This window comes from Solwaraspora sp. WMMD937 (assembly GCF_029581175.1).
In the GTDB taxonomy this organism is placed as follows: domain Bacteria; phylum Actinomycetota; class Actinomycetes; order Mycobacteriales; family Micromonosporaceae; genus Micromonospora_E.
Genome location: NZ_CP120738.1, coordinates 4,695,483 through 4,710,451 on the forward strand (window position 1 = coordinate 4,695,483; position 14,969 = coordinate 4,710,451).

At 75.1% G+C, this 14,969-nt stretch carries 15 protein-coding genes; 3 read left to right on the forward strand and 12 right to left on the reverse strand.

From position 1 onward, the window contains the following. From O7621_RS20910 to O7621_RS20950, 9 genes are read right to left on the reverse strand one after another with little or no spacing between them, the layout of a single operon-like run. The gene (locus tag O7621_RS20910; RefSeq protein ID WP_282230812.1) at positions 1 to 1,035 is read right to left on the reverse strand and encodes an acyl-CoA dehydrogenase family protein; all 1,035 of its coding nucleotides are present in this window, start codon (positions 1,033 to 1,035) and stop codon (positions 1 to 3) included. After that, a complete protein-coding gene (locus tag O7621_RS20915) occupies positions 1,025 to 2,146 on the reverse strand; it encodes an acyl-CoA dehydrogenase family protein (protein ID WP_282230813.1) in 1,122 nt (373 codons plus the stop codon). Before O7621_RS20915 ends, O7621_RS20910 begins: the two co-directional genes overlap by 11 nt. Continuing rightward, the gene (locus O7621_RS20920; protein WP_282230814.1) at positions 2,143 to 2,922 is read right to left on the reverse strand and encodes a co-chaperone HscB; all 780 of its coding nucleotides are present in this window, start codon (positions 2,920 to 2,922) and stop codon (positions 2,143 to 2,145) included. The genes O7621_RS20915 and O7621_RS20920 overlap by 4 nt, the downstream gene beginning before the upstream one ends. Further along, complete coding sequence (locus O7621_RS20925; RefSeq protein ID WP_282230815.1) at positions 2,919 to 3,752, reverse strand: CoA-transferase; 834 nt, start codon at positions 3,750 to 3,752, stop codon at positions 2,919 to 2,921. The genes O7621_RS20920 and O7621_RS20925 overlap by 4 nt, the downstream gene beginning before the upstream one ends. After that, the gene (locus tag O7621_RS20930) at positions 3,749 to 5,260 is read right to left on the reverse strand and encodes a 3-hydroxyacyl-CoA dehydrogenase NAD-binding domain-containing protein (protein ID WP_282230816.1); all 1,512 of its coding nucleotides are present in this window, start codon (positions 5,258 to 5,260) and stop codon (positions 3,749 to 3,751) included. Before O7621_RS20930 ends, O7621_RS20925 begins: the two co-directional genes overlap by 4 nt. Next, entirely contained in the window at positions 5,260 to 6,435 is a 1,176-nt protein-coding gene (locus tag O7621_RS20935; protein WP_282230817.1) for a thiolase family protein, read from the reverse strand. The genes O7621_RS20930 and O7621_RS20935 overlap by 1 nt, the downstream gene beginning before the upstream one ends. Next, on the reverse strand, positions 6,432 to 7,775 hold the full coding sequence (locus tag O7621_RS20940; RefSeq protein WP_282230818.1) for an AMP-binding protein: 1,344 nt from the start codon (positions 7,773 to 7,775) through the stop codon (positions 6,432 to 6,434). The genes O7621_RS20935 and O7621_RS20940 overlap by 4 nt, the downstream gene beginning before the upstream one ends. Then, positions 7,772 to 8,305, reverse strand: a complete 534-nt coding sequence (locus O7621_RS20945) for a hypothetical protein (protein ID WP_282230819.1) — start codon at positions 8,303 to 8,305, stop codon at positions 7,772 to 7,774. The genes O7621_RS20940 and O7621_RS20945 overlap by 4 nt, the downstream gene beginning before the upstream one ends. Then, positions 8,302 to 9,465 (reverse strand): acyl-CoA dehydrogenase family protein, encoded by a 1,164-nt coding sequence (locus O7621_RS20950; RefSeq protein ID WP_282230820.1) that lies wholly within the window; start codon positions 9,463 to 9,465, stop codon positions 8,302 to 8,304. Before O7621_RS20950 ends, O7621_RS20945 begins: the two co-directional genes overlap by 4 nt. 117 nt (positions 9,466 to 9,582) lie before the next feature. On the opposite strand from O7621_RS20950, the gene O7621_RS20955 reads away from it, so the two are divergent. Next, positions 9,583 to 10,392 (forward strand): enoyl-CoA hydratase-related protein, encoded by an 810-nt coding sequence (locus O7621_RS20955; protein ID WP_282230821.1) that lies wholly within the window; start codon positions 9,583 to 9,585, stop codon positions 10,390 to 10,392. A 14-nt stretch (positions 10,393 to 10,406) separates the two neighbouring features. After that, positions 10,407 to 11,078 carry an enoyl-CoA hydratase-related protein gene (locus tag O7621_RS20960; protein ID WP_282230822.1) on the forward strand — a complete coding sequence of 224 codons (672 nt, stop codon included), beginning with the start codon at positions 10,407 to 10,409 and terminating at the stop codon, positions 11,076 to 11,078. Here the strand turns inward: O7621_RS20960 and O7621_RS20965 are convergent. Next, on the reverse strand, positions 11,067 to 11,963 hold the full coding sequence (locus tag O7621_RS20965; RefSeq protein WP_282230823.1) for a hydroxymethylglutaryl-CoA lyase: 897 nt from the start codon (positions 11,961 to 11,963) through the stop codon (positions 11,067 to 11,069). The genes O7621_RS20960 and O7621_RS20965 overlap by 12 nt on opposite strands. Before the next feature lie 52 nt (positions 11,964 to 12,015). Here O7621_RS20965 and O7621_RS20970 point away from each other — a divergent pair, with 52 nt between their 5' ends. Next, entirely contained in the window at positions 12,016 to 13,242 is a 1,227-nt protein-coding gene (locus O7621_RS20970) for a CoA transferase (RefSeq protein WP_282230824.1), read from the forward strand. An 84-nt stretch (positions 13,243 to 13,326) separates the two neighbouring features. On the opposite strand, the gene O7621_RS20975 is transcribed toward O7621_RS20970, so the two are convergent. Both O7621_RS20975 and O7621_RS20980 read right to left on the reverse strand, forming a co-directional pair. Then, positions 13,327 to 14,127 (reverse strand): SDR family oxidoreductase, encoded by an 801-nt coding sequence (locus tag O7621_RS20975; RefSeq protein ID WP_282230825.1) that lies wholly within the window; start codon positions 14,125 to 14,127, stop codon positions 13,327 to 13,329. After that, positions 14,124 to 14,969: an SDR family NAD(P)-dependent oxidoreductase gene (locus tag O7621_RS20980; protein ID WP_282230826.1), complete on the reverse strand. Its 846-nt coding sequence runs from the start codon at positions 14,967 to 14,969 to the stop codon at positions 14,124 to 14,126. The genes O7621_RS20975 and O7621_RS20980 overlap by 4 nt, the downstream gene beginning before the upstream one ends.

The window sequence follows — 14,969 nt, forward strand, 5'->3', positions numbered from 1 at the left end:
TCAGCTCCCGATCCGGTCGGTCACGGTCCACCGCCACAGGTCGCCGCCGTCGGCGACCACCATGCCCAGGGTATGGGACGCCACGCGGGTGGCGACCGGCTCGTCGCGCCAGGCGAGCAACCGGCCGGTGCTGCGGTGCAGCGGGTGTTCCCGGGTGATGCCCACCGCGCCGTGCAGTTGGTGCGCCAGCCGGGCCACCGTGGTGGCGGCCCGGCCGAGGACCACCCGGGCGGCGGCGACCCGGCTGGCCGCGTGGTTGCCGCCCCAGGCGGCCAGGGCGCCGCGCAGCGCCGCCCGGCTCTGCTCCCGCTCCCCCGCCATGGTCGCCACCGCGTGCGCCACCGCCTGCTGGGCCAGCAACGGCCGACCGAACTGGGTACGGACCCGGACGTGTTCGATCGTCAACTGGCAGGTCCGTTCGACGGCGCCGAGCAGTGCGGCGGCCCGCAGCAACGACTCCCGGCACCGCACGTCGGCGACGTGCGGTGCGGTCATCGCCACCCGTAGCGGTACGCAGCCGCGCAGGGCGACCCGGTCCCGGGGTTCGCCGGCGAGGTTGGTACCCGGGGTGACGTGCAGCCCGTCGGCGGCCGGGTCGACCCGGGCCAGCACCGGCCGGCCGTCGTCGGCCGCGACGGCGCCGACCAGCAGCGCGGATGCCGACTGCGCCCCCGGCACACCGGTGGCCGAGCCGGTCAGCCCGGTGTGCAGGCTGATCGCCTCCGCCGGGTCGGGCAGCGCCACCGCGTACCGCTCGTCGCGGTCCGGGTCGAGCCAGCCGGCCTCGCCGAGCAGCCAGCTCGCCTGCATCGCCTCGACCAGGGCGAGCTCCGGAGCGACGGCGGCAGCCGCCCGCACGATTGCGGCCGCGTCGTGGACGGTGCCACCGGAACCGCCGGCCTGCTCCGCGACGCCGACGGTCAGCCAGCCGAGGTCCCGCGCAGTGGCCCACAGCGACCCGGCCGCGACACCGGTCAGCGCTTCGGCGACGATCTGGCGCAGCATCACCTCGTCGGTCGGTTCGTCACCGGACACGGTCCGCCTCCCCTCGGGCGATCAGGGTCAGCAGCACCTCGGTGGTGCCGCCGCGGATGGAGAACCCGGGCGCGGCGAGGATCCCTTGGGCGAGCAGCGCGGGCAGGCCGTCGCCGGTGGGATCCGGCCGGACGCCGGTGACCCGACGGGCGGTCTCGGTCACTTCCCGTTCGAAGGTGGTGCCGAGGTGTTTGAGCAGCGCCGCCCGACGCACCGGGGCGACGCCGGCGTCCAGGTCGGCGGCGATCTCCCAGGCGATCCGGCGCAACACCGACAACCGGGCGGCGAGTTCACCGACCGCCTCGACGGCGGCCGGCTCGGCTCCGTCGCTCACCGACCGGGCCAGAGCCTCCAGTAGCGGGTAGGTGCTCATCACCCGTTCCGGTCCGCCGCGTTCGAACGACAACTGCTCGGTCACCTGCCGCCAGCCCTGGCCGACCTCGCCGATCACCCAGCGGTCCGGGACCGGCACGTCATCGAAGATCACCTCGTTGAAGTGGTGCTCGCCCTGCAGGTCGATGATCGGCCGGACGGTGACGCCCGGAGCGGCCAGGTCGACGACGAACTCGGTCAGCCCGTCGTGGCGGCGCGCACCGCCGCCGGTGCGGGCCAGGACGTAGGCGTGGCTGCTGCGGTGCGCGTGGCTGGTCCACACCTTGGCGCCGGTGATCCGCCAGCCGGCACCGTCGCGGGTGGCGATGGTGCGCACCGCCGCCAGGTCGGAACCGGCTTCGGTCTCGCTCATCCCCAGGCAGAACGTCACCTCGGCGGCGGCGATCCGGGGCAGGAACTCCCGGCGCAGCTGCGCAGTGCCGTACCGCAGGATCGCCGGGCCGATCTGCCGGTCCGCGATCCAGTGCGCGGCCACCGGGGCACCGGCCCGCAGCAACTCCTCGGTGACCACCAGCCGGGCAAGGTTCGACCGGCCACCGCCGCCGTACTCGCCCGGCCAGGTGATGCCGATCCAGCCGCGGCGGGCCAGCTCCCTGCTGAACTCGATGTCGTGCCCACGCAGCCAGGCGTCGCAGACCGGCTGGAAGCGGCCGGCCGCCCGCCATCGGTCGGCGAGGTCACGCACCTGCCGGCGCAGTTCCTGGAGATCCTCGGTCAACGCTGCCCTCCGTCGTCGGTTCCCGGGTGGCCGGGTCCTGCCTGGTCGGTCGACACCCGGCGGGCCACCCGGTAGCCGCGGCGGGCCGCCTCGGCCAGGGTCCGCCGCGCGGCGCGGCGGGCGGCCGGCGCCACCGGTGCCGCCGGCCGGGCACCGTCGACCGGCACGCCGAGTTCGGTCAACCGGTGCAGGAACTCGGCGGTTCCGGCGGTATCGACCAGTTCCACCAGCCGGGGTCGGGCGCCGAGGTGCAGGGTTCCCCAGCGGGTGTGCAGCCGCACCGGCGTGGCCGGCCCCGGGGCGGCGGTGACGTGCTGCACGCGGTCGGCCAGCCGGGCCGGATCGGCACCGCCGTGCAGCAGCACCAGTTCGCGGGCGGCAGCGGCGGCGTCGGCCGCGCCGCCCCCGCCGGCCAGCCGGACCTTCGGCGGCCGGCCGACGCCGATCATGCTCGCGTTGATCCGGCCCGCGAGGTCCACGTTGGCCGCGTCCAGCACCACCCGGTCGCAGCGGGCGACCAGGCAGAGCAGCACATCGGCGCTGGTGCCGCGCCAGCCCACCGCGTCAGCGTACGCGTGGTAGTCGGTGGTGCTGGTCGCGACGGTGGTGGCCGGAGCGTCACACACCGCCCCCGCCTCGTACACCTCGGCGAACGGCTCCCCGGGCAGCTGGTGGGCCAGCCGGGCGGCGAGCACCGGCCAGTGGAAGCCGGTGAACACGTAGCCGCCCCGACGGAACTCACCGGCCGCCCGGACCAGGAAGTCGACGACGCTCACCGGGACACCGCCACCTCGTCGGCCAGCCAGCGGGCGAACCCGTCGCTGGTCCGGGCCGCCGCCACGTACGCCTGGTAGGCGGCCACGTCGCGCGGATAGCGGCCCGGTGCGCCGTCCGGGTGTACCGCGCCGGGTGCCACCACCACCGCCGTCACCAGCAGGCCGGGCAGGGTGGCACCGGCCGCGCGCACCTGCTCGACGCTGGCGGCGGCCTCGGCGACCACGACGACCCGCCGCGCCGCCTGGCAGGCGGCGGGCACCTCACCGAGCGGGGTACGGATCACCGCGTTGCCTCGCTCGTCGACCAGGTCGGCGTGCACGAATGCGACGTCGGGGGTGACCGCCCGCACGACGGTGGCCGGGCCGAAGTCGCCGTCGGTGGTGCCGAGCAGCCCACCCGACCAGCCACTGGCGGTGTACCCGGTGCCGGACGTCGACGGCACCGGCATGAACGGCACCCGCCAGGCGGCGGCGGTCAACGCCGCGTTCAGCATGCCGAGGCTGACCTCGCGCAGCGCGACGGACCGGTCGCCCGACTCGACCAGCCGGCGGAAGTTCCACGCCGGGTCCGGCCCGACCGGGCTCCAGCAGTGCCCGAACGTCGCGGCGGCCAACGTCCCGGCGCCGATCAGCTGGTCGAGCAGCAGGCCGCCGGACGCGACGACCGCGTGCAGCCGGCGACGGCGCTGCCGGATCAGTTCGTGGCCGACGCTGAACAGCTGCGCGCCGAAGTTTCCCAGGTAGACGCAGTCGCCGTCGGCGACGTAGCGGGTGACGGCCTCGGCCAGGGTGAGGGTGGGCCGGCGCAGCCGGTCGGCGGGCCGCGTCATGACCGGCGGCGGGCGGCGCCGGCCGCCTGTCGACGCAGCAGCAGGCCGGGCCGGTACCGGGGGTCGCCGGTGAACCGGGCCAGCGCGACGAGACCGTCGAGCACCCGGTCCGCGCCGACCCGGTCGACGTACTCCGTCGGTCCGACCGGATGGTTCATCCCGAGTCGCAGCGCGGTGTCGACCGCTGCCGCGGTCGCGGTGCCCTCCTCGACCACCGTGACGGCCTCGTTCGCCATGGTGTACATCAGCCGGTCGGCGACCAGGCCGGGCAGGGCGGGCAGCCGGACCGAGCCGGCCCCGGTGGCGGCGAGCACGGTGGTGACCGCGGCGGTCTCGGCGACCGCGGCGACGTCGTCGTGGACCACCTCGGCGAAGACCCGTTCGGCGGTGGGGTGCAGCCGCAGCCAGCCCACTCCGGGCGGCGCGACGTCGAGCCAACCGGCGTCGGAGCTGTCCAGCACGACGGTCCGGCCGGCGGCCACCAGGTCGGTGACCTCGGCGGCGCACCGGCGCGGATCACCGGCGCAGGCGTACAGCAGCACCGCGTCGGCGGGTGCGTCGGCGGCGTCGATCAGGCCGGCGACGCCGCGCAGTCGGTCGGCGGCCGGCCCGGTGAGCACGACCGGACCGGCACCGGCCGGCGCCGGTCGGACGACCCGCTGCCGCGCGGCGGCCGGTGGTTCGGCCGCGTAGTCGTAGTAGCCGCGGCCGGCGCCCCGGCCGGTGAGCCCGGCGCGGACCAGCGCCCGGGTCAGCGGGATCGGCCGGTAGCGCGGATCGCCGAACTCCCGCAGCGCGGTCTCCGAGGAGGCCAGGTGGGTGTGCAGCCCGGTGAAGTCGAGCAGCTCCAGCGGCCCCATCCGGTGGCCGAGCGCGCCTCGGGCCACCGCGTCCACCACCGGGGCCGGCACGCCCTGGGTGACCAGCAGCTGGGCCTCGTAGTACAGCGGCCGGCAGATCCGGTTCACCACGAAGTTGGGGGTGTCGGCGCAGCGCACCGCGGTCTTGCCCAGCCCGGCGACCCACCGCTGCGCCCGGTCGACGACGTGCGGTGCGGTCTGTGGACCGGCGACCACCTCGACCAGCCGCATCCGGGTCGCCGGGTTGAAGAAGTGCAACCCGACCAGGCGGGTCGGGTCGCCGAAGGCCCAGCCGAGTTCGGCGACGCTCAGCGAGGACGTGTTGGTGGCCACGACCAGGTCGGCGGGCCCGGCGGCGGCGACCCGGGCCAGCAGGTCCCGTTTGACCGCGAGGTCCTCCACGACGGCTTCGACGAGCAGGTCGGCGCCGTCGAGGGCGGCGGTCAGGTCGGCGGTGGCGGTGACCGGCACCGGCCGGTCGTCGCGGTGCGCCTCGCGGCGCAGCAGCTCGGCGTTGTCGCGGGTGCTGGTCTCGTCGGCGTCGACCACGGTGACCCGCGCACCCGCCTGGGCGAACACCCGGGCGATGCCCCGGCCCATCGGCCCGAGCCCGACGACCACCACCGACAGTTCGTCCACCGTCGCCATCAGCTGACCCTTTCCAGTACGGCGGCGACCCCCTGGCCGCCGCCGACGCAGAGGCTGGCCACTGCGGTGGTGGCGTCGCGGCGGGCGAGTTCGTGCAGCAGCGACACGACGATCCGGGTGCCGCTCTGCCCGGTCGGGTGGCCCAGCGCGATACCGCCGCCGTTGACGTTGACCCGGTCCTCGGCGAGGCCGAGTTCGCGGACGTTGTGCACGATCTGCGCGGCGAACGCCTCATTGATCTCGAACAGGTCCACGTCGGCCGTCGACCGGTTGGCTCCGGCCAGCGCGCGGGGCACGGCGTGCACCGGACCCACCCCCATCTCGGTCGGGTCGACGCCGACCGCCGCGAACGACACCAGCCGGGCGGCGGGCGTCAGCCCGTACCGCTCGACGGTGGCCGCGTCGGCGACGATCACGGCGGCGGCGCCGTCGGCCATCTGGCTGGCGTTGCCGGCGGTGACCGTGCCGCCGTCGACGAACGCCGGCCTCAGTCCGGCGAGTCGGGCCGGCGTACTGTCGGTACGGAACGTCTCGTCACGCTCGAACGCGCCGTCGGCGGTGGGTACCGACACCGTCTCGGCGGCGAACCGGCCGTCCGCCCAGGCAGCGGCGGCCCGCTGGTGGCTGCGGGCGGCCCAGGCGTCCTGCTCGACGCGGCCGATGCCGTACCGCTCGGCGATCCGTTCGGCGGTCTGGCCCATGTTGAGCCCGCAGACCGGGTCGGTGCCGCCGTCGCGCCAGCCGTCGACCAGGGTGATGTCGCCGCGCCGTACGCCGTCCCAGCGCAGCCCGGAGTCGGCCAGGTAGGGCATCGTGCTCATCGACTCGACGGCGACGACCAGGGCGGCCCCGGTGTCGCCGACGGCGACCGACTGGGCGGCCAGCTGGATGGCCTTCAGCCCGGAGGCGCAGGCCATGTTGACGGTCTGCGCCGGGGTGCGCTGCGCCAGGCCGGCCCGCAAGGTGATCTGCCGGCCCGGGTTGGGGCCGTTGCCGGCCTGGCGGCAGTTGGACGCGACCACCTCGCCGACGGCGTCGGCCGGCAGGCCGGCCCGGTCCAGGGCAGCTCTCGCCGCGGCGGCGCCCAGGTCCACCGCCCGCACCGCGCGTAGCGAGCCGCCGTAGCGTCCGTGCGGGGTACGCACGGCGCCGATGAGATACACGTGCCGGTTCACGTTCGCTCCGTCCCGCCGCCGCGTCGCACGACGCGGCGGGCCTTGTGGGTGTGGCGCGGCAGGCTGCCGGGCGCGACCGCGACCACCTGGGCGCGGACCCGCAGCGCCTGCCGCAGCGCCGCAGTCAGGTCGGCGGCGGCGGTCGCGGTGCCGTCGGGCACCTCGATCTCGACCTTGATCCCGGTCAGGGATCCGCTGTGCCGGTCGGTGACGTCGGCGTCCAGCACGATCTGGTACTGGCCCCGGCCGGCCGGGTGTTCCCGCAGGACCTGCTCCACCGCGCTGGGGAAGACGTTGACGCCCCGGACCACCAGCATGTCGTCGGCCCGGCCGAGCACCCCGCCGGTCAGCCGGGCGTGGGTGCGGCCGCAGCCGCAGCCGGTGCCGTCGCGCACCACCAGGTCACCGGTCCAGAACCGGACCAGCGGAGTGGCCTGCTTGTCCAGGTGGGTCAGGACGAGGACGCCGGTCGTGCCGTCGGGCACCGGTTCGCGGGTACGTGGGTGCAGCACCTCGGCGAGGACGAAGTCCTCGGCGAGGTGCCCGCCGGCCTGTTCCTCGCATTCCCAGGCCACCGGCTGGAACTCCAGGCAGCCGTAGCCGTCGAAGCAGCGGGCACCCCAGGCCTGCTCGATCAGGGCCCGGGTGGCGGGCACCGCGCCGCCGGGTTCACCGCCGACCATGACCCGACGTACCGGGCAGTCGCGCAGCGGCCGGCCGGTCTGCTCGGCGACCTCGGCCAGGTGCAGCAGGAACGACGGGGTTCCGCCGACGGCCGTGACGCCGTACCGGAAGATGGTGTCGATCTGCCGGTGCGTGTCGGCGGATCCGCCTGGCACGACCGTCGCGCCGATCCGCTGGTAGCCGGCGGTGGCGCCGAGCCCGCCGACGAACCACGGATAGCTGAACAGGCACAGGTAGACGTCCCGGTCGCGGACACCCTGCCCGTACGCCATCCGCGCGTACAGGTCGGCCCAGCGGTCCAGGTCGGGGCCGGTCCACAGCACCGGCACCGGGTCGCCGGTGCTGCCGGAGGAGAAGTGGACCCGCTGGACCGCCTCCGGATCGGCCGCCCGGGTGGTCCCCCACGGCGGTTCCTCGCGCAGCCCGTCCAGGTAGTCGGCCCTGTCGATGATCGGTAGGTTCCGCAGCGAGTCCAGGTCGGTGAGGTCGGCCGGGTGCCAGCCGATGTCGAGCATCCGCCGCCGGTGCAGGGTGCTCGCCTGGTAGACGTAGCTGAGCTGGCGGCGCAGCGCCGTGAGCTGCTGCTGGGCTAGCCGGTCGCGGGGGAACGTCTCGCACTCCGACCACCAGCGGCGTACCGGCCGGTGCCCGATCATGCGGTCCTCCCCGGTCGGGCGGCGGGCGGGGTCAGGGTGAGCAGCTGCCCGGTGAGCAGGGCGGCAGCCGGGCCGGCGAGGTAGCCGATCAGGTCGGCCAGCGGCGGTGCCGTCGGTGCTGCCGGGGTGAGCAGGCAGTTCACCCGGATGTGCTGCGGTGCCCATTCGGTGGCCAGGGTCCGGGTCAGCGAGGTCAGGCCCGCGTGCAGCGCCGCGCCGGTCGGGCCGGGTGCGGCGGCGGCGATCAGCAGCAGGCCGCCGCCGGATGCGCCGGTGAGCAGGTGGTGTCCGGCGCGGGCGGCGGCGAAGACGGCGGTGAGGGTGGCCGCGGCGTCGCCGGTGGTCGGGGCGACACCGTCGCGCAGGTCGGCGACGACCAGGTCCGGCGCGGCCCCGTCGGCCTCCGGCGGCCGGGCACCGAGGCTGGCCAGGGCTGCGGTCAGCGCCGGGGTGGGTGTGCCGGCGACCCAGCCGATGGTACGGCCGGTGAGCGCGCCGGCGGCCAGGCAGCTGGCCTGCGTGGCGGTCACCGGACCGGCTCCGCCTGGTCGGCGCCGATGGCCCGGGCGATGACGATCCGCTGAATCTCCGAGGTGCCCTCGTAGATTTCCAGCACCCGCTGGTCGCGGTAGAGCCGTTCGACCGGGCAGGGCTTGCAGTAGCCTTCCCCGCCGTACACCTGGACGGCGAGGTCGACGGCGCGGTGGGCGACCTCGCTGGTGTAGAGCTTGGCCATGGCGCCGATGGTGGACACCGACGCGCCGTCGTCGTAGGTGTGTGCGGCCTGGTAGGTGAGCAGCCGGGCGGCGGTGAGCTCGGTGGCGAGGTCGGCGAGCCGGAAGCCGATCCCCTGGTGTTCCAGCAGGGGGCGGCCGAACCGGCTGCGGCGGGCAGCCTCTGCGGTGGCGAGCTGGTAGGCGGCCGCCGCGATGCCGAGCCCCTGTGCGGCGACGCTGATCCGGCCCAGGTCGAGGGTGCGCAGCGCGAGCCGCAGTCCGCGGCCGCGTTCGCCGAGGATCGCGTCGGCCGGTACCCGGGCGTCGAGTTTCAGGTTGCTGGTCCGGGTGCCCCGGATGCCCATCTTGTCCTCGTAGCGGTCGATGACCGCGCCCGGGGTGTCCTTGTCGATCAGGAAGGCGGTGATGCCACGGGCCCCGGCGTCCGGGTCGGTCTTGGCGAAGACCACGTAGTGCTGTGCGGCGCCGCCGTTGCCGATGTAGATCTTCTCGCCGCGCAGCCGGAACCCGTCGCCGTCGGGCAGTGCGGTGGTGGTGATCGCGGCGGCGTCGCTGCCGGCGCCGGTCTCGCTGAGGGCGAAGCTGACCGCCCGGCCGTGCAGCAGGTCACCGAGGACCAGTCGGCGTTGCTCATCGGTGCCGGCCAGCAGCAGCGGTACCGCGCCGAGTTCGTACGCGGCCAGGATGGCGCCGGTGGCGGCGCAGGCCCGGGAGACCTCCTCGGTGATCGCACACACCGCCTGCATGCTCAGCCCGGCACCGCCGTACTCGGTCGGCACGAAGATGCCGGTCAACCCGGATTCGACGAAGGCTGCGACGTGTTCCCAGGGGTAGCGCTGGTCCCGGTCGAGCTCGGCGGCGAGCGGGGCGAACTTCTCGGCGGCGAGGGTCCGGGCGGTGGCCAGCCAGCTGGCCCCGACCGGGTCGAGTTCCGGTTCCCACAGCACGCCCATCCCGGATCCTTTCCGAAGTCTCCGCAGTACTTCCCGACCACCGGTCGCGTTGGTAACGTCAACGTAGATGTCGACCAGCTTGCCGAGCGGGGTCCGACGTGTCAAGGAGGTCGCACAGTGGCAGACCCGACAGGGCCGGTGGCCGAACAACCGCCGCCGGCACCGGCGGCGCTCACCGAGCGGGAGGACGCCGTCGCCGTCGTCCGGCTCAACCGACCGGACCGGCGCAACGCGCTCACCACCGACACGATGCACGACCTGGTGGAAGCCCTGGCGGCGGCCGACGCCGACCCGCAGGTCCGGGCGATCGTGCTCACCGGCGGCAGCCAGACCTTTGCCTCCGGCGCCGACGTACGCGAACTGCTCGCCCTCGACACCGCCCGGTACCTGGACTCACCCCGGGTCGGTGCGTGGCGGCGGATCATGTCGGTCGGCACCCCACTGGTCGCCGCCGTCGCCGGACCGGTCCTCGGCGGCGGCTGCGAGCTGGCCCTCGTCTGCGACCTGGTCGTCGCGGCGGACAACGCGGTGTTCGGCCAGCCGGAGATCCGGCTCGGCATCATGCCCGGCGCCGGCGGCACCCAACGCTGGGCCCGGGTCGCCGGCCGGTTCGTCGCCGCCGAGGTCGTCCTGCTCGGTCGCACCGTGGACGCCTGGCGGGCCCGGGACCTCGGCCTGGTGCACCGGGTCGCGCCGCGTGAGCGGGTGGTGCAGGTCGGTGTCGAGGTCGCCCGGGAACTGGCCGGGTTCGGCCCGATCGCCACCCGACAGGCCCGCGCGGCGGTCCGGGCGACCGAGGAGACCCCGCTCAGCGCCGGGCTGGACCTGGAACGCGCGATGCTGGCCGGGCTGCTCGGCACCGCGGACCACACCGAGGGGATCACCGCGTTCCTGGACAAGCGCCCGCCCCGCTTCCAGGGCCGGTGAGCACCATCCGTGGGGTGCGGAGCATCCGTGACGAAGGGACCGAGATGAACATCGCCACCGTCGCGGTCGGCGCCGGCGCCGACCTGGTCGACCTGGCCACGGCCGTACGCGACGCGGCACGGCAGACCGGGCTGGCCGCCGTCCTGGTGGAGGTCACCGGGGAGGCGCTGGACCCGCGGGGCGACCAGGTCGCCGCCGGCGGCGCCGCCGCCCGGCTGTGCGCCGCGCTGCGCCGGGCGGCGGCACCGAACGTCCTGGCCGTTACCGGCCCGGTCGGCGGCGCCGGGCTGGCCGCGCTGCTGCACTTCGACGTCGTGCTGTCCGCTCCGACCAGCACCTTCACCGCCGGCGACCCGGACAGCGGAGCGCTGCTCGCCAGTGACCTGGCCGGCCTGCTGATCCGGCGAATCGGGGCGGGACGGGCCCGGCAGCTGGTCCTCACCGGCCGGTTCCTCGGCGCCGCTACCGCACTGGACTGGGGTCTGGTCGCCGGAGTCGACCCGCAGTGCGCCGACCGGGCCGGTGAGCTGGCCCGGTCCTGGGCCGACTCCCCGGGCGCGGGACTGGCGCTACGGGCCCTGGACGCGGCGCAGCGGCTGCCCGCCGCCGACGCCGCCGGCTACGCCTGCGACCTGCTGCCGCTGCTCGCACCGGCCCCGGCGGAGGGCACCCGGTCAGACCGGTGACGGGAACAGCCCCGCCCGGCTGAGCCGGCCCGGGGCGGTGATGCCCAACGCGGCGGCCAGCCAACGGGCGTCGTCCAGCACCGTCGGCAGGTCCAGGCCCACGTCGACGCCCATCCGGCTCAGGGTGTAGGTGAGGTCCTCGGTGGCAACGTTACCGGTGGCGGCCGGCGCGAACGGGCAGCCGCCGATCCCGGCCAGGCTGGCGTCCAGGGCGGCGACCCCGGACCGCACCGCCGCCACCGCGTTGGCCACCCCGGTGCTGCGGGTGTCGTGGAAGTGCGCCCGCAAGGGCAGGCCGGGGGCCAGTTCGGCGGCCAGGCCGAAGCGTTCCTCCACGTCGGTCGGCACCGCCACCCCGATCGTGTCGGCCAGCACCAGCTCGTCCGGTGATTCGGCGAGCACCGCGCGCAGCACGGTCGCCAGACGTACGACCGGGACCTCGCCCTCGAACGGGCAGCCGAACGCCGCACCGACCGTCACCGCGACCCGTACCCCGTCGGCGGCGGCCCGGCGGCGGACGGCTGTCATCGCCCGCAGCGCCGCCGCCACCGGCATCGCCTGGTTCCGTTCGCTGAACGTCTCGGTGGCGAGCACCACCATGTTGACCTCGGTGAAACCGGCGTCGCGGGCCCGCAGGTAGCCGCGCTCGTTGAGCACCAGGGCGGTGTAGCGCACCCCGGGGCCGGGGTCGGACAGACCGGCGGCCACCTGCTCGGCGTCGGCCATCTGCGGTACCCGGTCCGGGCGGACGAAGGCGGTGACCTCGATGCGCCGTGCGCCGTGGCGTACCGCCCGGCGGACCAGTTCGAGCTTGTCGGCGGTCGGCAGCAGGGTGCGCTCGTTCTGCAGCCCGTCCCGGGGCGCCACCTCGACGATCTCGACCATGACCACTCCCTGATGTTGCGTCAACGTTTACGTGGACTGTATAACATCAGGCATGACGCACGAGCCGCCGGACGGCACCCCGGACACCGCACCGCCACTGGCCGGAGTGCGGGTCATCGAGATGGGCTCCCTGATCGCCGGCCCGTTCTGCGGGCAGCTCCTCGCCGACCACGGCGCCGAGGTGATCAAGATCGAGCCGCCGGGCGTCGGCGACCCGATGCGCGAATGGGGGCGGGAGAAGTCCGACGGACGGTCGCTGTGGTGGCCGATCATCGCCCGCAACAAGAAGTCGATCACACTCGACCTGCGCACCGGGGACGGCCAGCAGATCGCCCGCGACCTGTTGGCCGACGCGGACGTGCTGCTGGAGAACTTCCGGCCCGGCACCGTGGAGAAGTGGGGACTCGGCTTCGACCAGCTGACCAGGATCAACCCCGGGTTGGTCATGGTCCGGGTCTCCGGGTTCGGCCAGCACGGACCGTACGCCGAACGACCCGGTTACGGCGCGATCGCCGAGGCGATGGGCGGCCTGCGGTACGTGGTCGGCGACCCGTCCACCCCGCCCAGCCGGGTCGGCATCAGCCTCGGTGACTCCCTCGCCGCGACGTTCGCCACCCTCGGCACCCTGCTCGCGCTGCGTGCCCGGGACCGTACCGGCACCGGTCAGGTCGTCGACGCCGCGATCTACGAGGCGGTCCTCGCGTTGATGGAGTCGCTGGTGCCCGAGTACGGGCTGGCCGGCTTCGTCCGCGAGCGCAGCGGACCGATCCTGCCCAACGTGGCACCGTCCAACGTCTACCCCACCAGCGACGGTGCGATGGTGCTGATCGCCGCGAACCAGGACACCGTCTTCCGCCGGCTGGCCACCGCGATGGGCCGACCGGAGCTCGGCACCGACCAGCGGTACGCCAGCCACACCGCCCGCGGCCGGCACCAGGCCGAGCTGGACGCCCAGATCGCCGACTGGACCCGCACCCTCACCGTGGACACCCTCACCGAGACGCTGATCGCCCACTCGGTGCCGGTCGGCAAGATCTACCGGGCACCGGAGATGCTCACCGACCCGCACTTCCAGGCCCGCCGGACCATCGTCTCGGTCGACGATCCGGCGCTGGGCGCGGTGCCGATGCAGAACGTCTTCCCCCGGCTGGACCGCACCCCCGGCGTGGTCCGGCACCCCGGTCCGGCACTCGGCGCCCACAACGACGAGATCTACCGCGGTCTGCTCGCGATGACCGACGAACGGTACACGCGGCTGCGAAGCGCCGGCGTCATCTGACGGCGTCGGTTCCGACGTGTCCGGATCGGCCCGGGGTGTGCACCAGCTCCGGCACCGGCATCGCCGTCAGGTCCGGTCCAGCCGTCAGCCGTGGTGCAGCAGCGCACCGGCGGCGCCGACGAGCGTGGCGCCGCCGTCCAGGGCGATCAGCTGGCCGGTGATCCACTCCCCCGCCGGCCCGGCCAGGAAGCCGACCAGCGCGGCCACCTCGTCCGGGGTGGTGGCCCGGCCCAGCGGGGTGCGACGCAGCACCTCCGCCAACGCGGTGCCGGTGAGTTCGTGGCGTACGCCGTCGGTCAGCACGGTGCCCGGCGCCAGGCAGTTGAGCCGGATCCCGTCGGCGGACCAGCGCTGCGCCAGCGACCGGGTCAGGCCCAGCACACCGGCGCGGGCGGCGGCCGAGTGGGCCAGGCCCGGGATGCCGGCCTCCGGCGCGGACAGCGAGACGTTCACCACCCGGCCGTGGCCACGCGCGGCGAGCCACGGATGCGCCGCTTCGGTCAGCCGGGTGACCGCCGTCAGGTTCAGGTCGGCCACCGCGGCGAAGCCCCGGGAGGAGATCCCGGTGGCCGGGGCGACGAACTGCCCACCCGCGTTGTTGACCAGGATGTCCAGGCCGTACCGGTGGCCGACCTCGGCGATCAGGTCGGTTACCTGCTCCGGACGACGCACGTCCAGCGACCGGGCGACGAAGCGGCCCGGTGCGGCCAGCCCGGCGGTGCCGGCCAGCGGCTGCGGCCGCCGCCCGACACCGACCACCAGGGCGCCGAGGCCGGCCAGCCGCAGCGCGACCGCCCGGCCGATACCGGTGCCGGCACCGGTGACCAGCGCGGTCCGGCCGGCGAGCAACCCGGGGCGCAGCACCTGCGGATCGGCGTCCGTCACGGCCGGGCCAGCCCGGCGACCAGGCCGCCGTCGACCGGCAGCAGCGCCCCGGTGACGTAGCTGGCGGCGTCCGAGGCGAGCCAGCAGACCACCTCGGCGATCTCCTGCGGCTCGGCGGCCCGCCCGATCGGGTGTGTCGCCTCCAGCGCGGTGGTGTCGAACCGGACGATCGGGGTGCGGACCAGGCCGGGACAGACCGCGTTGACCCGGATGCCGGCGGCGGCGTACTCGATCGCCGCCGTCCTGGTCAGTCCGGCGATGCCGTGTTTGCTGGCCACGTACGCGGCCGACGCCGGCACCCCGCGCAACGCGGCACCGGACGCGGTGTTGACGATCGACCCGCCGCCGCCCTGGGCCAGCAGCTGGGCGATCTCGACGCGCAGGCAGTGGAAGGTGCCGGTGAGGTTCACCGCCAGCACCCGGTCCCAGACGTGCGCCGGGTAGTCGGCGGTGTCGGCGAACACACCGGTCACCCCGGCGTTGTTGTGCGCGACGTCGATCCGGCCGAACCGGTGGACCACCGCGGCGACCATCGCCGCGACGGAGTCGGCGTCGGCGATGTCGACCGGATGCGCCACGGCGGCCGGGCCGATCGCCGCCGCGACGGACTCGGCGGCCGTCAGGTCCCGGTCGGCGACCAGCACCCGGGCACCGGCCGCCGCCAGCCGGTGCGCGGTCGCCGCGCCGATCCCGGACCCGCCTCCGGTGACCAGCGCCACCCGGTCGGTCAGGTCGGGACCGGTCAGACGGCCACCGCCGGTGGCCGGTGCCGGTGCGGCCCGGCTCACCGGCACGTCCCGGTCGGACGGGGCGGTCTGCTGCCGGACGCCGCGCCGCGGCAC

Excerpts from the sequence above, each read along its gene's own strand:
- O7621_RS20970 (WP_282230824.1), top strand. The coding sequence starts at position 12,016 with ATGACGCACGAGCCGCCGGACGGCACCCCGGACACCGCACCGCCACTG.
- O7621_RS20940 (WP_282230818.1), bottom strand. The coding sequence starts at position 7,775 with ATGATCGGGCACCGGCCGGTACGCCGCTGGTGGTCGGAGTGCGAGACG.
- O7621_RS20965 (WP_282230823.1), bottom strand. The coding sequence starts at position 11,963 with ATGGTCGAGATCGTCGAGGTGGCGCCCCGGGACGGGCTGCAGAACGAG.
- O7621_RS20950 (WP_282230820.1), bottom strand. The coding sequence starts at position 9,465 with ATGGGCGTGCTGTGGGAACCGGAACTCGACCCGGTCGGGGCCAGCTGG.
- O7621_RS20930 (WP_282230816.1), bottom strand. The coding sequence starts at position 5,260 with ATGGCGACGGTGGACGAACTGTCGGTGGTGGTCGTCGGGCTCGGGCCG.
- O7621_RS20925 (WP_282230815.1), bottom strand. The coding sequence starts at position 3,752 with ATGACGCGGCCCGCCGACCGGCTGCGCCGGCCCACCCTCACCCTGGCC.